Source organism: Ramlibacter sp. bp-362, from assembly GCF_054956735.1.
Genome location: NZ_JBUDXE010000005.1, coordinates 173174 through 193164, shown reverse-complemented (window position 1 = coordinate 193164; position 19991 = coordinate 173174). Strand labels below are relative to the sequence as shown.

The following is a 19991-nucleotide window of genomic DNA, read 5'->3' as shown; positions in this document are numbered from 1 at the left end:
ACAAGAACAATGAAGATGGGACTCCTCAGCCTGGCGATCTGGATGCCGATCGTCTTCGGCACCATCCTGCTGGCCATGGGCCGCGACGACCAGGCGCGCGCGGTGCGCTGGATCGCCCTCGTCGGCGCGCTCGCCAGCTTCCTGGTGACGCTGCCCCTGTACGCGCAGTTCGACACCGGCACCTCCGCGATGCAGTTCGTGGAGCAGGTGAGCTGGATCGACCGGTTCAACATCAGCTACCACCTGGGCCTGGACGGCATCTCGTTCTGGTTCGTGCTGCTCACCGCCTTCATCACCGTGATCGTCGTGATCGCCGGCTGGGAGGTGATCACCGAGCGCGTGAACCAGTACTACGGCGCCTTCCTGATCCTCTCGGGCTTCATGATCGGCGTGTTCTGCGCGCTCGACGCCGTGCTGTTCTACGTGTTCTTCGAGGCCACGCTGATCCCGATGTACCTGATCATCGGCATCTGGGGCGGCCCGAACCGGATCTACGCGGCCTTCAAGTTCTTCCTGTACACGCTGCTCGGCTCGCTGCTGATGCTGGTCGCGCTGGTCTACCTGTACACCAAGTCCGGCGGCAGCTTCGACATCCTGACTTGGCACAAGCTGCCGCTGTCCTCGCTGGCGCAGACGCTGCTGTTCTTCGGCTTCTTCGCCGCCTTCGCGGTGAAGGTCCCGATGTTCCCGGTGCACACCTGGCTGCCGGACGTGCACGTCGAAGCGCCCACGGGCGGCTCCGCCGTGCTGGCCGCGATCATGCTGAAACTGGGCGCCTACGGCTTCCTGCGCTTCTCCATGCCGATCGCCCCCGACGCCTCGCGCGAATGGGCCTGGCTCATCATCGCGCTGTCGCTGATCGCCGTGATCTACGTGGGCCTGGTGGCGATGGTGCAGACGGACATGAAGAAGCTGGTGGCGTATTCCTCCGTCGCCCACATGGGCTTCGTCACCCTGGGCTTCTTCATCTTCAACGACCTCGGCGTGGCCGGCGGCGTGGTGCAGATGATCGCCCACGGCTTCGTGTCGGCCGCCATGTTCCTGTGCATCGGCGTGCTGTACGACCGCGTGCACTCGCGCCAGATCGCCGACTACGGCGGCGTGATCAACTCCATGCCGACCTTCACCGCGTTCGTGGTGCTGTTCGCCATGGCCAACTGCGGCCTGCCCGCCACCGCCGGCTTCGTCGGCGAATGGATGGTGATCCTCGCCTCGGTGCGCGAGAACTTCTGGATCGGCCTGCTGGCCGCCATCGCCCTGATCCTGGGCGCGGCCTACACGCTGTGGATGGTCAAGCGCGTCTACTTCGGCCCGGTGGGCAACGACAAGGTGAAGGCCATGGCCGACATCAACGCCCGCGAGTTCCTGATGCTGGGCCTGCTGGCGGTCGCCGTGCTGTACATGGGCATCCACCCGAAACCCTTCACCGACGTGATGAACGCCTCGGTGGCCGACTTCCTGAAGCACGTCGCGGCTTCCAAGCTCTGACGACGGCCGGGAGAACAAGCACATGATCGATTCCACGAGTCTCGCGGTCGTCGCGCCCGAAATCCTGCTGCTGGTGATGACCTGCGTCGTCGCCCTGGTGGACCTGGGCGTGAAGAGCCGCCTGCGCAACGTCACCTACTGGCTGACCCTCCTGACGATGGCCGCCGTCGCCTGGATGACCGGCGACCTCGCGGCGCAGGGCGACACCACCTACGGCTTCAACCGCATGGTCGTCAGCGACGCCATGGGCAACTGGCTCAAGTGCTTCGCGTCGATCGCGATGATGGCCTGCCTGGTGTACGGCCGCCCCTACGCCGGCGACCGCGGCATGCTGCGCGGCGGCGAGCTGTTCACGCTGTCGCTGTTCGCGCTGCTGGGCATGTTCGTCATGATGTCGGGCAACAACTTCCTGGTCCTGTACCTGGGCCTGGAGCTGATGTCCCTCTCCAGCTTCGCGCTGGTCGCCCTGCGCCGCGACAACGCCGTCGCGACCGAGGCGGCGATGAAGTACTTCGTGCTGAGCGCCATGGCCTCGGGCTTCCTGCTGTACGGCATGTCGATGCTGTACGGCGCCACGGGCTCGCTGGACGTCGGCACGGTGTTCAAGGTGATCGCCACCGGCCAGGTGAAGCACGCCGTGCTGGTGTTCGGCCTGGTCTTCATCGTCGCCGGCCTCGCGTTCAAGCTGGGCGCCGCGCCCTTCCACATGTGGATCCCGGACGTCTACCAGGGCGCGCCGACCGTCATCATGGTGATCATCGGCACGGCGCCCGACCTCGCGGCGTTCGCGATCGCGATCCGCCTGCTGGTGGAAGGCATGCTGCCGCTGGCGATCGACTGGCAGCAGATGCTCGTCGTGCTGGCCGTGGGCTCGCTGCTGATCGGCAACCTGGCCGCCATCGCGCAGACCAACCTCAAGCGCATGCTGGCCTATTCGACGATCGGCCAGATGGGCTTCGTGGTGCTGGGCCTGCTGTCCGGCGTGGTCGCCGGCGACCCGGCGTTCACCCGCAACGCCTACAGCTCCGCGATGTTCTACATGGTGACCTACGTGCTGACCTTCATGGCCGCCGTGGGCGTCATCCTCCTGCTGGCGCGCGAGGGCTTCGAGAGCGAGGAGATCGCCGACTTCGCCGGCCTGAACCAGCGCAGCCCGCTGTACGCCGGCATCATGGCGATCTGCCTGTTCTCGCTCACGGGCATCCCGCCGCTGGTGGGTTTCTACGCCAAGCTGGCGGTGCTGCAGGCCCTGGTGGTCTCGGGCACGCCTTTCTACGTGGGCCTCGCCGTGTTCGCGGTGCTCATGTCGCTGGTGGCCGCCTTCTACTACATCCGCGTGGTGAAGGTGATGTACTTCGACGAGCCGATCACGGCCACCACCGTCACGGCCCCGGCCGACGTGCGCGTGGTGCTCACGATCAACGGCGCGCTGGTGCTGGTGCTGGGCATCCTGCCGGGGGGCCTGATGACGCTCTGCGCCCAGGCCATCGTGAAGATGCTCGGGTCGTGAACCAGACCGGCGCCATCTGGCTGGTGCTCGTGCTGGCCTTCGTGGCCGCCAACCTGCCGTTCCTGACCCAGCGCGTCCTGGGCATCGTGCCGCTCGCGGGCGGCAAGAGCCTGGGCGTGCGGCTGGCGGAACTGGTGTTCCTGTACTTCGTGGTCGGCGGCATCGGGATGCTGCTGGAGAAGCGCGCGGGCCAGATCGCGCCCCAGGGCTGGGAGTTCTACGCCATCACCGGCGCGCTGTTCCTCACCTTCGCCTTCCCCGGCTTCGTCTGGCGGTATCTCTACAAGCCGAGGCACTGACATGCAGGACGACGCGCACCTGAGGGAGCACACCACCGCCCGCGAGGAGCTGCTCAAGGGGCACTTCCTGCACATCGTGCGCGAGACGGTGCGCCTGCCCGACGGCGGATCGGCGTTCCGTGAATACGTGCTGCACCCCGGCGCCGTGGCCATCGTGCCGCTCACGGACGACGGCCGCATCGTGCTCGAGCGGCAGTACCGCCATCCGACGCGGCAGGTGATGATCGAGATCCCGGCCGGCAAGCTGGACGCCGGCGAGGACGTCCTGGCCTGCGGCCAGCGCGAGCTGCTGGAGGAGACCGGCTACGTGGCCCGCGAGTGGGCCTACGCCTTCACGATGTACCCCACGGTCGCCTACTCCGACGAGGCGATCCAGATCTGGTTCGCGCGCGGGCTGGAGCACCGCGGCAGGCAGCTGGACGCCGGCGAGTTCCTGGACGTGTTCACGGCCACGCCCGAGGAGTTCCTGGGCTGGTGCCGGGACGGCCGGATCGTCGACTCCAAGACCCTGGCCGCCGCCGCCTGGGTGCAGAACGTGCTGGCGGGGACTTGGAAACTGGACTGGCAGGCCTTACCTTCCACCCCATGAAGGTCCTCAACCTCCAGTGCAGCCAGGCCCACGGCTTCGAGGGCTGGTTCGGTTCCGAAGAAGACTTCCAGGACCAGCTCGCCCGCGGGCTGGTGGAATGCCCCGTGTGCGGCGACGTGGAGGTGGGCAAGCTGCCCAGCGCCCCGCGCCTGAACCTGGGTGCCTCCGACCCCGCCCGGCCGGGCAAGCAGGAGGTGATGGCCACGCCCGACGCGCAGCTGCAGGCCGCGTGGATGAAGATGGTGCGCCAGGTCCTGGCCAACACCGAGGACGTCGGCGAGCGTTTCGCCGAGGAAGCCCGCAAGATCCACTACGGCGAATCCGAGGAACGCGGCATCCGCGGCCAGGCCTCCCGAGAGGAAACCCAGGCGCTCCTCGAAGAGGGGATCGGCGTGCTGCCGCTGCCGATCCCGAAGGGGCTCAAGGGGCCGCTGCAGTAGGCGAGGTCGCGCGGCGCGAAGAATTGGAACGCAGAGGGCGCAGAGGTTACGCAGAAGACGCAGAGGAACAGCCATAAAAAATGGTCTTCTCTGCGCTCTCTGCGTAACCTCTGCGTCCTCTGCGTTCTTCATCTCACCGAGGCACGCACCTTCAAGTCATGAACTGCAGCGCCGCCAGCCGCGCATAGACGCCGCCTTGCGCCATCAGTTCCTCGTGCCTGCCCGATTCGACGATCCGGCCGTGGTCCAGGACCACGATGCGGTCGGCTTGCTGGATGGTGGCGAGGCGGTGGGCGATGACCAGCGTCGTGCGGTCGCGCATCGCCGACGCGAGCGCCGCCTGCACCATGCGTTCGCTCTCGGCGTCCAGGGCGCTGGTAGCTTCGTCCAGCAGCAGCAGCGGCGGATTCTTCAGCATCGCGCGCGCGATCGCGATGCGCTGGCGCTGGCCGCCCGAGAGGCGCACGCCGCGTTCGCCGAGGAAGGTGTCGTAACCCTCGGGCAGGGCGCGGATGAATCCGTCCGCGAAGGCGCCGCGGGCGGCCGCGTGCACTTCGGCGTCGCTCGCGCCGGGCCGCCCGTAGCGGATGTTCTCCAGCGCCGAGGCCGAGAAGATCACCGGCTCCTGCGGCACCAGCCCGATGCGCTCGCGCAGGTCCTGCAGGCGCAGGGCGCGCACCGGCGCACCGTCGATCGCGATCTCGCCCTGCTGGGGGTCGTAGAAGCGCAGCAGCAGCTGGAACACCGTCGTCTTGCCGGCGCCGCTGGGGCCCACCAGCGCGACCGTCTCGCCCGGCGCGACTTCCAGCGCGAAGTCCGCCAGCGCCGGCGTCGCCGGACGCGAGGGATAGTGGAAGCGCAGGTTCGCGATGCGCACGCTGCTGCCCGCGCGCGGCGCCGGCGGCGAGAGCGGCTGCTCGGGCGAGGTCACCGGCGAGCGGCTCGCCAGCAGCTCCATCAGGCGCTCCGTCGCGCCGGCGGCGCGCAGCAGGTCGCCGTAGACCTCGCCCAGCACCGCGATCGCGCCGGCGAAGATCGCGACGTAGAGCGCCGCCTGCCCCAGCTGGCCGGCGCTCAGGTCGCCGCGCAGCACCGCCTGCGTCCCCTCGTAGAGGCCCCACAGCATCAGTCCGGCGTTGGCGATGATCACGAAGGCGACGAGTGCGGCGCGGGCCCGCGTGCGGCGGATGCCGGTGGCGAAGGCGCCCTCGGTCGCCGCGCGGAAGCGCTGCGCCTCGCGCTCCTCCGCCGCGTAGCTCTGCACGACGGGAATCGCGTTGAGCACCTCCGCGGCGATCGCGCTGGAATCGGCGACGCGGTCCTGGCTCGCGCGCGAGAGGCGGCGCACGCGCCGGCCGAAGGCCATCGCCGGCAGGATGACCAGCAGCACCACCAGCAGCACCTGCGTCATCACGTAGGGGTGCGTGATCACCAGCATCGCGAGCGCGCCGACGCCCATGACGAGGTTGCGCAATCCCAGCGAGAAGGAGGAGCCGACGACGGTCTGCACCAGCGTCGTGTCGGTGGTCAGGCGCGACAGCACCTCGCCGGTCTGCGTGTGCTCGAAGAAGGCCGGGCTCTGCTGCAGCACGTGGGCATAGACGGCGCTGCGCAGGTCGGCCGTGACGCGTTCGCCCAGCCAGCTCACCATGTAGAAGCGGCCGGCGGAGAACAGGCCCAGGCCCACCGCGACGCCGAACAGCATCAGGAAGTGGCTGCGCAGCGCGACGAGCCGCGTGCCGGGATCGGCGGCGATGCCGCGGTCGATCATCGTGCGCAGCGCGACCGGGAACACCAGCATCGCCGCCGCCGCCAGCAGCAGGAACAGTCCCGCCAGCAGGATGCGCCCGCGGTACGGCTGAAGGAAGGGCAGCAGGCCGGACAACGAGCGGGGCGTGCGGGAGGCGGCGGGCATCGCGGCAGTGTAGAGCCGTGCCGGATTGCCTCTGTCGCGGGGACGGGAATCGGCGCCGGACACCCGCCGCGGCAGTACAGTGGAGGAAGTCATGCCCCCTCACCGCAGTACCAAGAAAACACGTCCGCAAGACCTCGAGCGCCCCTGGGTGCCGGGCGACCCCATTCCCGCGCCGGAAGCCGTCTTCCGGGACGGCGATTCCGGCTGGGCCTTGTGGACCGAAGTCTCGCAGCAGCACGAGCGGCGCTTCGCCAAGACGGCGCCGATGCCGCACCTGCCCGCCCGCGGCGGCGAGCCCGCGTGGGCGCCGACGCAGCCGTCCGCGGGCCGCGGGCTTTCGCCGCGCAAGCCGCCTGCCGCGGCCGACAAGCAGGCGCTCTTCACGCTCGAGACCGCGATGCTGCTCGCCCGGCGCAACAACCGCGTCTGTCCGCGCCCGCAGCGCTGGGACGCCCTCGTGGCGCTGCTGCCCGCGCGCAAGACCTTGCGCGGCACCGCGCAGCCGCCAGCGCCGCCGACCGGGGCCGCGTGGGCCGTCACGCCTTCGCTCACCAAGCGGCTGTGCTTCCGCGAGCACATCGAATGGGCCGAACGCGGCGGCGTGCTCGAAGACGTGATGGCCTTCATGCAGTCCATGGCCGAGGAGGAATGGCTGCACATGGGCGAGGACTGAGCCCCCGACGTCGGGGCCGCGGCCTAGAATGGGACGAGCCCAAGGAGCAGCCATGAGCGACCAGAGCATCCTCGACCACATCTCGCGCTTGATCGAAGAGGAACACCAGCTGCGGGACGGCAGCGCCTCGGCGGAAACCAAGGCGCAGCGCCTGAAGCACGTGGAGGAGCAGCTGGACCAGTGCTGGGACCTGCTGCGCCAGCGCCGCGCCCGCCGCGAGTTCGGCCAGGACCCGGACGCCGCGCAGCCGCGCGACATCGGCACGGTCGAGCACTACCAGGGCTAGGCCATGCCCAACCCCCGCAACCGCCTGAAGCTCACCGGCGACACGCGCCTGCCCGACGTGGGCGACGTGGGCGACGAGGTCGAGCTCATCGAGGAAGAAGTCGTGGTGGTCGAGGTCGCGACGCCGCAGGAAGAAAGCGCCGCGATGGCGCCCATGCGCGAACGCACGCGACGCCGCGGCATGCTCGATGCGGCGCGCGACCAGGTGCGCGCGAAACCCGTGGCGGCGCTGACGGGCGCGTTCTTGCTGGGACTGCTGCTCGCGCGGATCTAGCGCTTTTTCAGATGCCGAGGTAGCGCGTCCAGATCGCGCGGTCCGCATCCAGCTCCGCCGACGTCCCGCGCCACGCGACGCGGCCCTTTTCCAGGATCACGTGCCGGTCGGCCAGGCGCACGAGCCGCTGCACGTACTTGTCGACCACCAGCATCGAGTGGCCCGCCGCGCGCAGCACGCCGAGCGTGCGCCAGATCTCCTCGCGCACCAGCGGTGCGAGGCCTTCGGTCGCCTCGTCGAGCACCAGCAGCTTGGGGTTCGTCACCAGCGCCCGCGCCATCGCGAGCATCTGCTGCTCGCCGCCGGAGAGCTGGTGGCCCATGTGGCCGCGCCGTTCGGCCAGGCGCGGGAAGAGTTCGAACAGCCTGGCGGGCGTCCACGGGCCCGGCCGCGCGAAGGCGCCCAGGTGCTCCTCCACCGTGAGGTTGGGAAACACCTGCCGGCCCTCCGGCACCAGCGCGATGCCGCGGCGCGCGACCTGGTGCGCGGCCAGGCCCGCGAGCGGACGGCCCAGGAAATGCACGCTGCCCGAGGACAGGGGCAGCAGGCCCATGACCGTGCGCACGAGCGTCGTCTTGCCCATGCCGTTGCGACCGAGCAGGCCGACGATCTCGCCGGGTGCGATATCCAGCTCCGCGTCGAACAGGACCTGGCTGCCGCCGTAGCCGGCGCACAGTCCGCGCACGGAAAGCAGCGCGCTCACGGCACCTCCTCCGTCTCGCCCAGGTAGGCGGCGATCACGCCCGGGTCCTGCCGCACCTGCGCCGGCGTGCCGCTCGCGATCAGCGCGCCGCCCACCAGCACGCTCACGCGGTCGGCGAGGCGGAACACCGCGTCGACGTCGTGCTCGATCAGCAGCACGGCGCAGCGGCCCCGCAGCGCCGCGATGCGCTGCGACATCGCCTCGGACTCCTGCGCGCCGAGTCCCGCGAGCGGTTCGTCCAGCAGCACCAGGCGCGGCTCGCTCGCGAGCGCGAGCGCGACCTCCAGCGCGCGCCGCTCGCCGTGCGAGAGCGCTTCAATGCCGGCCGGCGCACGCGCCGCGAGTCCCATCCGCTCGAGCACCTCGCCACCGGCCGCGCCGCGGCGCCCCGCCGCATGCAGCGCGAACGCCACGTGTTCGGCCACCGTCAGGCTGCGGAACAGCCGCGTCACCTGGAAGGAGCGCACCAGCCCCAGCCGCGCGCGGCGATGCACGCTCAGGTGCGTGATGTCGCGGCCGGCGAAGTGCACGCTGCCCGCGTCGCTGCGCAGTTCCCCGGCGAGCTGCGCCACCAGGGTCGTCTTGCCGGCGCCGTTGGGGCCGATGAGCGCGTGGATCTCCCCCTCGCGCACGTCCAGGTCCACGCCGTCTGTGACGACGAGACCGCCGAAGCGCTTGCGCAGCCCGCGCACCTGCAGCAGCGCCTCGGTCATGCGCGCCTCCATGCAACGGGCCAGAGCCCGGCCAGGCCCTGCCGCGCGAACAGCACGACGGCCAGCAGCACCCATCCGACCCAGAAGCCCCAGTAGGGCGTGTACGCCGCCAGCACTTCCTGCAACAGCAGCAGCACCGCCGCGCCGGCGACGCCGCCCCACAGCGTGCCCGCGCCGCCCAGCACCACCATCACGAGCAGCGTGCCCGAGGCCGTCCAGTGCAGGCCGTGCGGGCTGACATAGCCCTGCAGGTTCATGTTCAGCGCGCCGGCGATACCGCCCACGATGCCCGCCACGACGAAGATCGCCAGCTTCCAGCGGAAGACCGGCAGACCCAGGGCCTCGGCCCGCACCTCGTCGTCGCGCAGCGCCCGCACGGCCCGGCCCGCGCGCGAGCCGGAAAAGCGCGCCAGCGCCAGCAGCGCGGCGGCCAGCAGCGCCAGGCAGACGAAGTAGAGCGTGAGGTCGTCGCGCAGGTCGCCGCCGAAGGGCAGCAGCACGCGCGCGCGCACCCGCAGGCCTTCGTCGCCGCCGTAGGCCTTCATGGAGTTGGCCAGGTAGAACAGCATCTGCGCGAAGGCGAGCGTGATCATGATGAAGTACACGCCGCGCGTGCGCAGCGAGATCGCGCCGATCACCAGTGCCGCGAGGCCGGTGACCGCGACCACGGCCAGCAGGTGCACGCCCGCGCCCTGCAGCCCTTTGGCGAGCAGCACGCCGCTCACGTAGCTCCCCAGGCCGACGAAGGCCGCATGCCCCAGCGACACCATGCCCGCGTAGCCGAGCAGCAGGTTGAGGCTGGTCGCCGCGATCGCGAACACCAGCACGCGCGTCGCGAGCCCCAGGTAGAAGTCGGCGCCTGCCAGGCGCAGGATCCAGGGCAGCGCGAGCGCGGCGGCCAGGGCGGCGACGGCGGCGACGCGGCCCGCCCTCATCGGCCCCGCACTGGCAAGAGGCCCTGCGGCCGCCAGACCAGCACGGCGGCCATCAGCACGTACACGGCCACGGAGGCGAGCGCCGGGCCCGCGGCGCTGGCCCACTGCGGCGGCAGCGCCTCGCGCAGCACCTGCTGCAAGGCGGTGCGCCCCAGCGTGTCCACCACGCCCACCAGCAGCGCGCCGGCCAGGGCGCCGCGGATCGAACCGACGCCGCCGATCACGACCACCACGAAGGCGGGGATCAGGATGTTCTCGCCCATGCCCACCTGGACGGCCAGCAACGGGCCGAGCAGGGCGCCTGCCACAGCGCACAGCGCCGCGCCGAGGCCGAACACCGCCGTGAACAGCCGCGGCACGTTCACGCCCATGGCGCTGCTCATCTCGCGGTTGGACGCGCCGGCGCGCACCAGCGCGCCCAGCTTCGTCTTCTGCACCAGCAGGTACAGGAGGGCCGCGAGCTGCAGGCCCACGGCGATGATCAGCAGGCGCCAGGCCGGGTACTGCAGTCCGAGCGGCAACGCCACCGGGCCGGACAGCGCCTCGGGAGCGGACAGCGGCCGGTCGGTGCCGAACACCATCTTCACGGCGTCGTTCAGGATCAGGATCAGCGCGAAGGTCGCGAGCACCTGCGAAAGGTGGTCGCGCGCGTAGAGCGTGCGCAGCAGGCTGGTCTCCAGCAGCATCGCGAACACGGCCGTGAGCACGATGGCCCCGGCGACGCCCAGCCAGAAGGACCCGGCCAGCGGCACCAGCCAGGCGGCGAAGAACGCGCCCACCATGTACAGCGAGCCGTGCGCCAGGTTGATCATGTCCATCACGCCGAACACGATGGTCAGGCCCGCCGCCAGCAGGAAGAGCATCAACCCGTATTGCAGGCCGTTCAGGGCCTGCTCGAACAGCAGGACCCCGCTCACTTCATGGGGCACTGCTGCACGTAGGCGTCACCGTGGGCCTTCAGGATCGGTTCGCTGAAGGACTTGTTGACGAGGCCGCCGTGCCCGTCGCTGCCGACGGTGCGCACGTAGTAGTTCTGGATCGGGTACTGGTTGGTGTTGAACTTGAAGGGGCCGCGCACGGACTCGAAGCGCGCCGCCTTCAGCGCCTTGCGCAAGGCTTCCTTGTCCTCGATCCTGCCCTTCACGTCGCGCACGGCGGCGTCGATCAGCAGCGCCGTGTCGTAGCCCTGCGAGGCATAGACCGTGGGCACGCGCTTGTATTCCTTCTCGAACTCGGCGACGAACTTGCGGTTGGCCGCGTTGTCCAGGTCGGGCGACCAGTGCGCCGTGTTGAACAGGCCGGCCATGGGCGTGCCGACGGCGCGGATCACGTCCTGGTCGGCGCTGAAGCCGGGCAGCAGCAGCATCACGTCCTTGCTCAGGCCGGCGCCCACGAACTGCTTGATGAAGTTGATGCCCATGCCGCCGGGCAGGAAGATGTACACGGCCTGCGGCTTGGCGGCCCGGATCTCGGCGAGCTCCGCAGAGTAATCGAGCTGCCCGAGCTTCGTGTAGGTCTCGCCGGCGATCTGGCCCTTGAAGGTGCGCTTGAAGCCGGAGAGCGAGTCCTTGCCGGCCTGGTAGTTCGGCGCGACCAGGTACGCGTTCTTCAGCCCGCGCTGGTTCGCGAATGCGCCCGCCGCCTCGTGGTACGCGTCGTTGGGCCAGCTCGCCGCGAAGAACAGCGGGTTGCAGTCCTTGCCGGCGATGGAGGAGGGCGCCGCGTTCGGGCTGATGTAGACCACGCCGTTGTCGATCGCCTCGGGCAGCGCCGCCAGCATGATGTTGGAGAACACCACGCCGGTCATGAAGTCCACCTTGTCGCGCTTCACGTCGCGCTCGAACAGCTGCCGCCCGACCTCGGGGCTGAACTGGTCGTCGTTGACGATCACGTCGGCCGGCAGGCCGCCCAGCTTGCCGCCGCGCATCTTCACGGCCAGCAGGAAGCCGTCGCGGATGTCGATGCCCAGCGCCGAGGATGGGCCGGACAAGGTGCTGACGAAGCCGACCTTCACGCGCTCGTGCGCCTGCGCGGCGAAGGCGGTGGCAGCCAGGCTGAGGGCGAGGGCGGGTGCGAGCAAGCGGTGCATGGTCGTCTCCTTGGATCAAACCCAGATCTGCAGCACGTAGTCGAACGGGGCCTGGCTGTTGAACAGGTCCACGCGCTGCAGGCGGATGCGCAGCCCCCCGGGCCCGCGCGCCAGCGTGTGCCGGTAGCTGCCGCCGAAATGGCGGATCTCGTCGCGCCGCAGCTCCATCATGTGGAAGCGCGAACGCACGACGATCTCGCGCTGGCTGGCCGACTCGATCGCGACGTGGCTCACCAGGTGGCTGGTCTCCCAGGCCGGCGCCTGCGACCAGGCGTTCGGGTGGCTGATGCGGCCCTTGCGGATCTCCATCATCAGCTTGTCCTCGGCGAAGATCGAGGGCGAACCTTCCCATTCGGTCTGCTGCGGCGTCACCGGCATCCAGTAGACGCCGTCGTCGGCGAAGCAGTCCATCCAGGCCTGCCAGTGCTTGCCGTCGAGCAGCTCGGCCTGGCGATAGAGGAACTGCTCCACTTCGCGCTGAAGGTCGGCGCCGGCCGTGAGCGCCGGCTTGGGGATGGTCTCGATCGCGCGCGGCATTCCGGCCTGCGGCGCCACCGGCGAGTGGTCGGGCGCGACGGCCTGGGCGCCGCTCGCGCGCGCGTCGCTGCCGGCGATCACGACGTCCTGGGCGAGCAGGTGCTCGAAGTCGGGCCCGGCGTTGGGAATGGTGCGGGGTTCGGTCATCGCGGGCTCCTCATTGCGCCATGTACTGCGCCCAGGCGCGGAACTGGTTGCGCATCACCGCCTCGGACGTGCCGTGGTTGGAGTAGGTCACGCCGTCCTCCTCGCGGTCGTCGCCGTACCAGCGGTGGAAGCTCACCCAGTCCAGGCCCTTGGACTGCAGGCCCCACTGCGCCTTGGTCCAGTTCTCCAGGTCGTCGGCGTTGATCATCGTGGCCGGCGAGTTGACGAGGTTGTAGTACCAGAGGCTGCGGCGGTAGATCGCCTCCGGCGCGCCCTTCAGGCGGAAGTGCCAGATCTCCGACAGCGTCTTGTCCGCCGAGATCGGCCGCATGCAGCGCAGCTGCTGCAGCGGGCTCTGCACCGAGAGATAGGGATACACCAGCACGTGGTGGATGCTGCGCGAGAGGTACTCCTCCATCTTCTCCTTGCCGTAGGCCTGCTCCAGCAGCGCCTCGTGCGCCTTGGTGTCGGGGTCCTGTGGGCGCAGGCCCATGTAGGCCTTCAGGATGCCGTGGCCGCGCGGGAAGTTGATGGTCTGCACGTTGTCCCACTGCTCGAAGTTCGACGCGAAGGCCGAGAGGTAGTGGTAGTACAGGGGCGCGGCGCCGCGCTCCGCCTTCAGGCGCTTCTCGACGCGGCCGGCGGCGATGCCGGTGGACTGGTGCGTGACCGAAGGGTGCAGCGCGTCGAGCTGGTTCTCCATGAAGAACTTCCAGTTCGACTGCTGGATCACGCGATGGCAGATGGGAACCACCTCCACTTCGCCGACCGGCGAGCGGTCGCACATGTCGTCGAAGGCGACCTTCGCCTCGCCCAGGAACTCCAGCAGGCTCTCGCCCTCGGGCGCGAGGCTCGCGAAGACGAAGCCGCGGTAGCTGTCCACGCGCGGCGCCTGCTTCATCGAGCAGTCGGGGTTGTCGCGCGTCATGCGCGTGTTCTCGTAGCCCTGCGCGAGCGGGATCGCGCGCACGCGGCCGTCGAGGTGGAAGCTCCACGCGTGGTAGGAGCAGACCAGGGCGCTGCCGGTGTTGCCGCAGCGGTTGCCGGCGACCTGCACGCCGCGGTGCGGGCAGCGGTTGTAGAGCACGCGGATGCTGCCGTCGCCCTGGCGCACCATCAGCATCGGCTGGCGGCCGATGGTCACCGCCCAGTAGTCGCCCGGGGCCTTCACCTGCGACTCGTGGCCGCAGTAGACCCAGGTGCGTTCGAAGATCTTCTCCATCTCCGCGTCGAAGATGGCGGCGTCGGTATAGACGCTGCGGTGCACACGATCGGGTTCGACGAGTTGGTCGACATTCACGGCAGGCCCTCCAGCTGTGGCTCGCAAAAATTCTAGGCAGGGGCGCGTTCGTCCTCCTATTCACGCGGGTCGAATTGCCATAGATTCCGCGAATGTCAGCCTCCATCCGTCCCGGCGAGTTGGTGGAAACCCTCGATCTGCGGCGGCTGCGCCACCTGCGCGCGGCCCTGTCGGAGGGCAGCCTGTCGGGTGCGGCGGAAACGCTGGGCGTATCGCAGCCGGCGCTGAGCTCCAGCATCAAGTCGCTGGAGGTGGACCTGGGCGTGACGCTGCTGGAGCGCCACCGCTTCGGCGTGAAGGGCACGCCCTACGCGGACACCCTGGTCGAGCACTTCAAGCGCGTCGAGGCCGAACTGCACGCCGCGTGGACGCGCGTCGGGCGCCTGCGCCTGGACGGTGCGACCACGCTGCAGGTGGGCTGCGGCCCCTCGGAGGCGATGCGCCTGCTGCCGCTCGCGCTGGAGCACCTGCGGCAGGCGCACCCGCAGCTGCGGGTGAGCGTGGAGTACGGGCTGAACGAGAGGCTGATGCCCATGGTGCGGCACGGCGAGATCGAATGCGCGCTCTCCTCGATCCCGAGCAGCACGATGCTGCCGGAGCTGAGCCACCAGGCGCTGTACGTGGACCAGGCCGTGGTGATCGCCCGGCCGGAGCATCCGCTCGCGGGCCGCCGGCGCGTGAGCGCGGCCGACCTGGCCGCCTACCCCTGGGTGCTGGCGCGCCGCTGGGAGCTGGAACGCAAGGCGCTGGACGAACTCTTCGCGCACGCCGGCGTCGAGGCGCCGCGCGCGGCGGTGGAAACCAGTTCGGCGATCCTGATGAAGACGCTGGTGATGCAGGGCGACTTCCTCAGCTTCGTGCCGCTGGAGATGATCCACTGGGAGCACAAGGCCGGGCTGCTGCGCCCGCTGGAGGGCATCGGCTCCGCGTGGGAGCGGCACGTGGGGATCACGACGCGGCGCGATATCGTCGCGAGCGAGGCGATGGTGGCGCTGGAGGAAAGCCTGAAAGCGGTGGCGAAGGGCCGCCTTGCCGTTCAGGCCCGCGCCACCACCACGTGCGCCTGAATCCGCCCCTCGATCGGCCCGGGACCGAAGCGCCGCTCCAGCGCCTGCGTGCCGGCGTCCAGCGCCCGCGCCAGCGCGTCCGGCCCCTGCGCCTCGATCTCCGCCAGCCACGGCGAGCCCTGGCAATAGGCGATCACCGCGTCGCGCGGCGACTCCACGCGACTGCGCGCGCTGAGGGTGGCGATCTCCGGCGGCTTGAAGCCGCCGCGCGCCAGGTCCTGCACGATGGACGCCTTGTCGTGGTAGCCGTGCGGCCCGCGGCGCATGAAGCGCGGCGGGGCCTGCGGGAACAGCGCGTCGAGGGCCTGGCTCACGGTGAGGACGAATTCGTTTTCCTCGATGCGGTCCCACACGTTGAAGAGGAAGGCGCCGCCGGGCCGCAGCACGCGCTTCGCTTCCGAGAAGGCGCGGGGCTTGTCGGGGAAGAACATCACGCCGAACTGGCAAGCCACGACGTCGAAGCTGCGGTCGTCGAAGGGCAGCTCCATCGCATCGGCCTGGCGCCATGTGACGGGACGCGCCGTGCCGACGCTGGCTGCCTGTTCCAGCATGGGCGGGTTCAGGTCGGTGGCGGTGATCGCGACTTCCGCCGGAAGCTCGCGCGCCAGGTGGCGCGTCACCACGCCCGTGCCGGCCGCCGTCTCCAGCACGGCCGCCGGCTCCAGCGCCTTCACGCGGCGCGCGAGGTCGGCGGCGTAGGGCTCGAAGATGAGCGGGACGAAATAGCGGTCGTAGACCTGCGGGATGGCGCCCGCGAACTTGCGGTCGGCGGCGGACGGGTTCATCGCGCCGCGGGCCTACTTCGCCGGCTTCTTCGACCGGCGCGCGGCCTCCACCGCCGCGGCCTTCTCCGCATGCTTCTCGGCGCGCGACATGCGCGCCTTCGGCTTCTTCGTTTCCCTGGCCTGCCGCTCTTCCTTCGTCGCCTTCGGCTTGTCCTTGGGCTGCGGGTGGTGCGTGCGCACCAGCCGGTCGAGCGCGGTCGGACGCGGCTGCGCGGCCTGGGCCTGGCGCTTCTCGCGCTCTTCCTTGAGCATGCGGCGCTCCTCGGCCAGCGCCTGTTCGGCTTCCGACGGCTCCTGGGCCGCCTCGCCGCCCTCGCGGCGCATCCTGGCGCGATGCAGTTCCTGGCCGTTCTTCGAGATCCGCTTTGTCAGCGATGCGGTGCGTATCGGCATGTCGGGCTCCTGGTCATGTGCGCTAGTCGATCACCACGCGCGGGAAGTAGTACGACACCACCCAGTTGGGCACGTCGACGATGGAACTGATGCGCAGGTCGGCGCAGACGCTGCACAGCATGTACGCGTCGACCGGCTGGTAGCCGTAGCGCCGGCTGAGCAGCTCGACCATCTCGGAGACGGCGATGCGCGCGCCCTCCATCAGGTCGGGGCCGATGCCGGTGGTGACCTCGTAGCCCCTTCGGTCGAAGTGGTTCGTCACCGGGCCGGGCACCACGTAGCGCGGCATGCGCAGGCGCGCGTTCTTCACCAGCTCGAACTTCAGCACGACGTCGATCGGGCTTTCGATCGCGGTGCCGCAGACCTCGCCGTCGCCCTGCGCCGCGTGCGTGTCGCCCACCGAGAAGAGGGCGCCCGGCACCTCGATGGGCAGGTACAGCTCGGCGCCCTCGGCGATGTCGCGGGCATCCATGTTGCCGCCCACGTTGCGCGGCGGAATGATGCTGTGCGGCCCGGGCGCGGCGGGGGCAACTCCGATCGTTCCCGTGAACGGCCGCAGCGGCACGCGCCCGCCCGGCCCGTACATCGCGGGGGTCAGGGCCGGGTCGTAGTTCCAGTGGTGCAGGCGCGCATTGGGGAACTGGTCGGCCAGCAGGCCGAAGCCGGGGATGTTGCCCGTCCAGCCCCAGCCCGAGGGCCGCAGCGACAGCACCGTCACCTTCAGCGCATCGCCCGGCTCGGCGCCGTCGATGTACACCGGGCCGGTGACCGGATTGACGCGCGCGAGGTCGAGCCGCTCGAGGTCCGCCTCGGTCGACTCGCGCGTGAGCTGCCCCGACGATGCATCGACCGTCTGGAACTCCACCGTCTCGCCCGGCGCGATGCGCAGGCAGGGCGCGAACGCGTTGTTCCAGCCGTGGTGGATGTGGTCCTTGTGGATGGTGTGGCCGGCCAGGGTGCCCATGGCGTGCTCCTTCAGACGGCCACGGTGAGCGCGCCGTCGATCACCAGGTTGGCGCCGGAGATGCGGCTGGCCGCGGGGCTCGCGATGAACACCACCCCGTTGGCCACCTCCTGCGGCGTGCCGAAGCGGTGCGTCGGGTTGACGTCCAGCGTGGACGCGAACAGGTCGGGCATGTTCTTCTCGATGTTCTGCCAGATGCCGCCGTCGAAGTAGGTGTTGCCCGGCGAGACGCAGTTGACGCGGATGCCTTGCCCCACGAGCTTGCGGCTGAGGCCCTTGGCGTAGTGGATCAGCGCCGCCTTGGTGGCGCCGTACGAGCCCGCGGCGAAGTCGACCTCGAAGCCCGAGACGCTGGAGATGAGCACGATGGACGCGCTGTCCGACTTCTCGAGCCAGGGCACCGCCGCCGCCACCGCGTTGACGGTGTGCATCATGTCGGTCGCGAAGGACTTCGCCCAGCTCTCGGGCGTGTCGCCGACGGCCAGCGCGCTGACGTTGCACACCAGCGCATCGATGCCGCCCAGCGCCTCGGCGCTGGCCTTCACCCAGCCCTGCAAGGCCTCGGCGTCGCTCACGTCGATCGCGCGGCCGAAGGCCGCCACGCCCCGCTTCTTCAGCGCCGCCACCGTCATCTCGACGTCGACGTGGTTGCGCGCGCAGATCGAGATGCCCGCGCCCTCGTCGGCGAAGGTATCGGCGATGGCCCGGCCGATGCCCTTGGTGCCGCCCGTGACGAGTGCCCGCTTGCCCTTGAGTCCGAGGTCCATGGCTGTCTCCTTGGGTCTGCGGGTTTTGCGCCTGTGCCGGCGCGATGTCAAGGTCGCGGCCGCCGCGGGCTTCCTGTAGAGCAGGGCGTCCGATGGCCGGGCCCCGCCCCACTAAACTACGCCGCCAAGAACAGGACCATGACCCCAGACCCGATCGCCACTTCGCCCGCTCCCCGCCGCCAGGCTGCCGCACGCAAGCCGCCGCGGCCCGTGCATCCCCTCCTGCACAAACTGTTCGAGCTGTACCCGCGCCTGTTCGGCGCGCGCTTCCTGCCGCTCAAGGTGGGCGTCTACGACGACCTGCGGGCGGCGCATCCCGAGGCGCTGCCCGCGGACGAGCTGAAGGACGCGCTGCGCCAGCACACGCGCTCCACCCGCTACATCGAAGCCGTGGCCTCCGGCCTCGCCCGCCACGACCTGCAGGGCCAGCCCGTGGAGCCGGTGGCGCCGGAGCACGTGCACCACGCCATCCTGGAGCTGTACAGGCGCCGCGCCGGCAAGGCGCCGGAGCAGGCACGCCAGCGCGCCGTCGCGCAGCTGGCGGCCGCCGTCGAAGCGTCCGGCCTGAGCCGCGAGGCGTATCGCGAGCGCTTCACCTCGCCCGACGACGACGTGCATGCGATGCTGGAAGAGGCCCTCTCCCTGGTGGCGCAGAAGGCGGCGCGGCGCGAGGCGCTGCAGAACGCCTTCCAGGCCAGCGGCAAGACGGTGGCGGAGTTCGCCGAGATGTACGGGTTGGACCCGGCCGAAGCCGGCAGGCTGCTGGCGTAGTCAGGCCCGGGCGGGACGCACCCGCCCGGCGACCACGCGCACGCCGCTGGGCGCGGCCCGCCAGATGGCGAAGGCCGACAGCAGCGAGCAGCCGATCGCGAACCAGAACGCCAGCGCGTAGCTGCCGGTCTGGTCGTGCACGAAGCCCATGAACCACGGGCCCACGGCGCCGCCCGCCAGCGCGCTCAGCATCAGCGTGCCGAAGATCGGCCCGTAGTGCCGGCCTTCGAAGATCTCGGCCGGGATCGCGCCCACGACGGAGGTGAGGCCGTAGCCGATCGCGCCCTGCGCGATCACCATCGTGTACAGCAGCGGCACGCCCGGGTGCGCCGGCAGCGCCAGCAGCGCGGCGTAGGTGATGCAGAAGCCGAGGTTGCCGATGGCCCAGACGATCTCGCGCCCGATGCGGTCGGAGAGCCAGCCCAGCGCGATCTGCCCCGGCACGCCCGCCAGGCTCACGGCGCCGAGCGCCCAGGCCGCCTCCTGCGCGCCGAAGCCGGTCTCCACGAGGTACTTGGTCTGGTGCACCTGCACCGCGTACCAGGAGAAGAGGGCGGCGAAGTAGGCGACGGCGATCCACCAGAAGCGGGCCGTGCGCATCGCGCGCGGCAGCGTCCAGTCGACCGCGGCCCATGCCGTGTCCACCACGTTGACCCGGCGGGCCTGCGCCGCGGCGTGCGTGTCGGCGTCGCCGTCGGGCGCCAGGCCGATGTCCTGCGGGCGCTGCCGCAGCAGCAGGTTCAGCGGCACGAGCACCACCAGCGCCACCACGCCCAGCAAGGTGCACCCGGCGCGCCAGCCGTGCGCCTCCACGAAGGCCTGCAGCGCCGGCAGCATGACGATGGAGCCGAAGCCCACGCCCGCGAAGGCGACGCTCATCGCGAGGCCGCGGCGCCGCACGAACCAGTTCGGCAGGAACAGGGCCTGCCCCGTGTAGCCGGTGAAGGTCGTGCCCGCGCCGACCAGCATGCCCAGCGTGACGTAGACGTGCCAGGGCTCGCCGGCGAAGGTCGCGAGCAGCAGGCCCGCGGCGGTCGCGGCGATGCCGATCTCCATCACGAAGCGCGGGCCGTGCCGGTCCATGAGCCGCCCCAGCAGCGGGCTCAGCACGGCGGAGACGACGAAGCCGAACGAGAAGGCCCCGGCGGTGACGCCGCGCTCCCATCCGAACTCGTCGAGGATGGGCGGGAACAGCAGCGAGAAGGCCGTGCGCGCGTTGACGCAGATGGCCATCGTGACGAAGACGACGCCGACGACGATCCAGCCGTAGAAGAAGGGCAGGCGGCGGGCGAGGGTTGCGATCATGGGGGCCTCCGGGCCCGCATTGTGCGGGTACGGAGGCCGAGG

General features: G+C 70.3%; 23 protein-coding genes. 10 read left to right on the top strand and 13 right to left on the bottom strand.

Annotated elements, in window-relative coordinates; translation table 11 throughout:
* Positions 1 to 15: 15 nt before the first annotated feature.
* Genes ACY0MJ_RS08830 through ACY0MJ_RS08810 form a run of 5 tightly spaced genes read left to right on the top strand, consistent with a single transcriptional unit; the run spans position 16 to position 4326 of the window.
* Positions 16 to 1488, top strand: a complete 1473-nt coding sequence (locus tag ACY0MJ_RS08830; protein ID WP_462638015.1) for an NADH-quinone oxidoreductase subunit M — start codon at positions 16 to 18, stop codon at positions 1486 to 1488.
* A 22-nt stretch (positions 1489 to 1510) separates the two neighbouring features.
* Positions 1511 to 2998, top strand: coding sequence for an NADH-quinone oxidoreductase subunit NuoN (gene nuoN, locus ACY0MJ_RS08825; protein WP_462638014.1), 1488 nt, complete (start codon positions 1511 to 1513; stop codon positions 2996 to 2998).
* Positions 2995 to 3297, top strand: coding sequence for a DUF2818 family protein (locus ACY0MJ_RS08820; RefSeq protein WP_462638013.1), 303 nt, complete (start codon positions 2995 to 2997; stop codon positions 3295 to 3297). Before nuoN ends, ACY0MJ_RS08820 begins: the two co-directional genes overlap by 4 nt.
* 1 nt (position 3298) lies before the next feature.
* The gene (locus ACY0MJ_RS08815) at positions 3299 to 3886 is read left to right on the top strand and encodes an NUDIX domain-containing protein (protein ID WP_462638012.1); all 588 of its coding nucleotides are present in this window, start codon (positions 3299 to 3301) and stop codon (positions 3884 to 3886) included.
* The gene (locus ACY0MJ_RS08810) at positions 3883 to 4326 is read left to right on the top strand and encodes a DUF1178 family protein (RefSeq protein WP_462638011.1); all 444 of its coding nucleotides are present in this window, start codon (positions 3883 to 3885) and stop codon (positions 4324 to 4326) included. The genes ACY0MJ_RS08815 and ACY0MJ_RS08810 overlap by 4 nt, the downstream gene beginning before the upstream one ends.
* A 151-nt stretch (positions 4327 to 4477) precedes the next feature.
* Here the strand turns inward: ACY0MJ_RS08810 and ACY0MJ_RS08805 are convergent, their stop codons facing one another.
* Positions 4478 to 6241, bottom strand: a complete 1764-nt coding sequence (locus ACY0MJ_RS08805) for an ABC transporter transmembrane domain-containing protein (RefSeq protein WP_462638009.1) — start codon at positions 6239 to 6241, stop codon at positions 4478 to 4480.
* A gap of 91 nt (positions 6242 to 6332) precedes the next feature.
* On the opposite strand from ACY0MJ_RS08805, the gene ACY0MJ_RS08800 reads away from it, so the two are divergent.
* Genes ACY0MJ_RS08800 through ACY0MJ_RS08790 form a run of 3 tightly spaced genes read left to right on the top strand, consistent with a single transcriptional unit; the run spans position 6333 to position 7473 of the window.
* Complete coding sequence (locus ACY0MJ_RS08800; RefSeq protein ID WP_462638008.1) at positions 6333 to 6914, top strand: hypothetical protein; 582 nt, start codon at positions 6333 to 6335, stop codon at positions 6912 to 6914.
* A gap of 52 nt (positions 6915 to 6966) precedes the next feature.
* Complete coding sequence (locus ACY0MJ_RS08795) at positions 6967 to 7200, top strand: DUF2630 family protein (protein ID WP_462638007.1); 234 nt, start codon at positions 6967 to 6969, stop codon at positions 7198 to 7200.
* A 3-nt stretch (positions 7201 to 7203) separates the two neighbouring features.
* On the top strand, positions 7204 to 7473 hold the full coding sequence (locus ACY0MJ_RS08790; RefSeq protein WP_462638006.1) for a hypothetical protein: 270 nt from the start codon (positions 7204 to 7206) through the stop codon (positions 7471 to 7473).
* A 7-nt stretch (positions 7474 to 7480) separates the two neighbouring features.
* On the opposite strand, the gene ACY0MJ_RS08785 is transcribed toward ACY0MJ_RS08790, so the two are convergent.
* Genes ACY0MJ_RS08785 through ACY0MJ_RS08755 form a run of 7 tightly spaced genes read right to left on the bottom strand, consistent with a single transcriptional unit; the run spans position 7481 to position 13897 of the window.
* Positions 7481 to 8167 carry an ABC transporter ATP-binding protein gene (locus ACY0MJ_RS08785; RefSeq protein WP_462638185.1) on the bottom strand — a complete coding sequence of 229 codons (687 nt, stop codon included), beginning with the start codon at positions 8165 to 8167 and terminating at the stop codon, positions 7481 to 7483.
* Positions 8168 to 8172: 5 nt separating this feature from the next.
* Positions 8173 to 8889: an ABC transporter ATP-binding protein gene (locus ACY0MJ_RS08780; protein WP_462638005.1), complete on the bottom strand. Its 717-nt coding sequence runs from the start codon at positions 8887 to 8889 to the stop codon at positions 8173 to 8175.
* Positions 8886 to 9824: a branched-chain amino acid ABC transporter permease gene (locus tag ACY0MJ_RS08775; RefSeq protein WP_462638004.1), complete on the bottom strand. Its 939-nt coding sequence runs from the start codon at positions 9822 to 9824 to the stop codon at positions 8886 to 8888. The genes ACY0MJ_RS08780 and ACY0MJ_RS08775 overlap by 4 nt, the downstream gene beginning before the upstream one ends.
* Positions 9821 to 10741: a branched-chain amino acid ABC transporter permease gene (locus ACY0MJ_RS08770; RefSeq protein WP_462638003.1), complete on the bottom strand. Its 921-nt coding sequence runs from the start codon at positions 10739 to 10741 to the stop codon at positions 9821 to 9823. Before ACY0MJ_RS08770 ends, ACY0MJ_RS08775 begins: the two co-directional genes overlap by 4 nt.
* Positions 10738 to 11913, bottom strand: coding sequence for an ABC transporter substrate-binding protein (locus ACY0MJ_RS08765; protein ID WP_462638002.1), 1176 nt, complete (start codon positions 11911 to 11913; stop codon positions 10738 to 10740). Before ACY0MJ_RS08765 ends, ACY0MJ_RS08770 begins: the two co-directional genes overlap by 4 nt.
* A gap of 15 nt (positions 11914 to 11928) precedes the next feature.
* A complete protein-coding gene (locus tag ACY0MJ_RS08760; protein ID WP_462638001.1) occupies positions 11929 to 12597 on the bottom strand; it encodes an aromatic-ring-hydroxylating dioxygenase subunit beta in 669 nt (222 codons plus the stop codon).
* 10 nt (positions 12598 to 12607) lie between these two features.
* Positions 12608 to 13897, bottom strand: a complete 1290-nt coding sequence (locus tag ACY0MJ_RS08755; RefSeq protein WP_462638000.1) for an aromatic ring-hydroxylating dioxygenase subunit alpha — start codon at positions 13895 to 13897, stop codon at positions 12608 to 12610.
* Between the two features lie 92 nt (positions 13898 to 13989).
* Between ACY0MJ_RS08755 and ACY0MJ_RS08750 the strand changes: the two genes are divergently transcribed.
* Entirely contained in the window at positions 13990 to 14964 is a 975-nt protein-coding gene (locus tag ACY0MJ_RS08750) for a LysR family transcriptional regulator (RefSeq protein WP_462637998.1), read from the top strand.
* Here the strand turns inward: ACY0MJ_RS08750 and ACY0MJ_RS08745 are convergent.
* The 4 genes from ACY0MJ_RS08745 to ACY0MJ_RS08730 are packed head-to-tail and all read right to left on the bottom strand — an operon-like array spanning position 14934 to position 17873.
* Positions 14934 to 15749 carry a class I SAM-dependent methyltransferase gene (locus tag ACY0MJ_RS08745; RefSeq protein ID WP_462637997.1) on the bottom strand — a complete coding sequence of 272 codons (816 nt, stop codon included), beginning with the start codon at positions 15747 to 15749 and terminating at the stop codon, positions 14934 to 14936. The two genes, ACY0MJ_RS08750 and ACY0MJ_RS08745, sit on opposite strands and share 31 nt — an antisense overlap.
* A 12-nt stretch (positions 15750 to 15761) precedes the next feature.
* Positions 15762 to 16142: a hypothetical protein gene (locus ACY0MJ_RS08740; protein ID WP_462637996.1), complete on the bottom strand. Its 381-nt coding sequence runs from the start codon at positions 16140 to 16142 to the stop codon at positions 15762 to 15764.
* A gap of 22 nt (positions 16143 to 16164) precedes the next feature.
* Positions 16165 to 17106 carry an acetamidase/formamidase family protein gene (locus tag ACY0MJ_RS08735; RefSeq protein ID WP_462637995.1) on the bottom strand — a complete coding sequence of 314 codons (942 nt, stop codon included), beginning with the start codon at positions 17104 to 17106 and terminating at the stop codon, positions 16165 to 16167.
* Between the two features lie 11 nt (positions 17107 to 17117).
* On the bottom strand, positions 17118 to 17873 hold the full coding sequence (locus tag ACY0MJ_RS08730) for an SDR family NAD(P)-dependent oxidoreductase (RefSeq protein ID WP_462637994.1): 756 nt from the start codon (positions 17871 to 17873) through the stop codon (positions 17118 to 17120).
* 138 nt (positions 17874 to 18011) lie between these two features.
* On the opposite strand from ACY0MJ_RS08730, the gene ACY0MJ_RS08725 reads away from it, so the two are divergent.
* Positions 18012 to 18644: a ProQ/FINO family protein gene (locus ACY0MJ_RS08725; RefSeq protein WP_462637993.1), complete on the top strand. Its 633-nt coding sequence runs from the start codon at positions 18012 to 18014 to the stop codon at positions 18642 to 18644.
* Here ACY0MJ_RS08725 and ACY0MJ_RS08720 read toward each other — a convergent pair whose 3' ends face one another.
* Complete coding sequence (locus ACY0MJ_RS08720) at positions 18645 to 19949, bottom strand: MFS transporter (RefSeq protein ID WP_462637992.1); 1305 nt, start codon at positions 19947 to 19949, stop codon at positions 18645 to 18647.
* Between the last annotated feature and the right edge of the window lie 42 nt (positions 19950 to 19991).

What these genes read in the sequence shown, in the direction of transcription:
- ACY0MJ_RS08800 (WP_462638008.1), top strand. Translation starts at nt 6,333, where the DNA reads ATGCCCCCTCACCGCAGTACCAAGAAAACACGTCCGCAAGACCTCGAG.
- ACY0MJ_RS08815 (WP_462638012.1), top strand. Translation starts at nt 3,299, where the DNA reads ATGCAGGACGACGCGCACCTGAGGGAGCACACCACCGCCCGCGAGGAG.
- ACY0MJ_RS08745 (WP_462637997.1), bottom strand. Translation starts at nt 15,749, where the DNA reads ATGAACCCGTCCGCCGCCGACCGCAAGTTCGCGGGCGCCATCCCGCAG.
- ACY0MJ_RS08750 (WP_462637998.1), top strand. Translation starts at nt 13,990, where the DNA reads ATGTCAGCCTCCATCCGTCCCGGCGAGTTGGTGGAAACCCTCGATCTG.
- ACY0MJ_RS08720 (WP_462637992.1), bottom strand. Translation starts at nt 19,949, where the DNA reads ATGATCGCAACCCTCGCCCGCCGCCTGCCCTTCTTCTACGGCTGGATC.
- nuoN (WP_462638014.1), top strand. Translation starts at nt 1,511, where the DNA reads ATGATCGATTCCACGAGTCTCGCGGTCGTCGCGCCCGAAATCCTGCTG.
- ACY0MJ_RS08805 (WP_462638009.1), bottom strand. Translation starts at nt 6,241, where the DNA reads ATGCCCGCCGCCTCCCGCACGCCCCGCTCGTTGTCCGGCCTGCTGCCC.
- ACY0MJ_RS08760 (WP_462638001.1), bottom strand. Translation starts at nt 12,597, where the DNA reads ATGACCGAACCCCGCACCATTCCCAACGCCGGGCCCGACTTCGAGCAC.
- ACY0MJ_RS08775 (WP_462638004.1), bottom strand. Translation starts at nt 9,824, where the DNA reads ATGAGGGCGGGCCGCGTCGCCGCCGTCGCCGCCCTGGCCGCCGCGCTC.
- ACY0MJ_RS08725 (WP_462637993.1), top strand. Translation starts at nt 18,012, where the DNA reads ATGACCCCAGACCCGATCGCCACTTCGCCCGCTCCCCGCCGCCAGGCT.
- ACY0MJ_RS08780 (WP_462638005.1), bottom strand. Translation starts at nt 8,889, where the DNA reads ATGACCGAGGCGCTGCTGCAGGTGCGCGGGCTGCGCAAGCGCTTCGGC.
- ACY0MJ_RS08735 (WP_462637995.1), bottom strand. Translation starts at nt 17,106, where the DNA reads ATGGGCACCCTGGCCGGCCACACCATCCACAAGGACCACATCCACCAC.
- ACY0MJ_RS08810 (WP_462638011.1), top strand. Translation starts at nt 3,883, where the DNA reads ATGAAGGTCCTCAACCTCCAGTGCAGCCAGGCCCACGGCTTCGAGGGC.
- ACY0MJ_RS08765 (WP_462638002.1), bottom strand. Translation starts at nt 11,913, where the DNA reads ATGCACCGCTTGCTCGCACCCGCCCTCGCCCTCAGCCTGGCTGCCACC.
- ACY0MJ_RS08830 (WP_462638015.1), top strand. Translation starts at nt 16, where the DNA reads ATGGGACTCCTCAGCCTGGCGATCTGGATGCCGATCGTCTTCGGCACC.
- ACY0MJ_RS08795 (WP_462638007.1), top strand. Translation starts at nt 6,967, where the DNA reads ATGAGCGACCAGAGCATCCTCGACCACATCTCGCGCTTGATCGAAGAG.
- ACY0MJ_RS08730 (WP_462637994.1), bottom strand. Translation starts at nt 17,873, where the DNA reads ATGGACCTCGGACTCAAGGGCAAGCGGGCACTCGTCACGGGCGGCACC.
- ACY0MJ_RS08740 (WP_462637996.1), bottom strand. Translation starts at nt 16,142, where the DNA reads ATGCCGATACGCACCGCATCGCTGACAAAGCGGATCTCGAAGAACGGC.
- ACY0MJ_RS08790 (WP_462638006.1), top strand. Translation starts at nt 7,204, where the DNA reads ATGCCCAACCCCCGCAACCGCCTGAAGCTCACCGGCGACACGCGCCTG.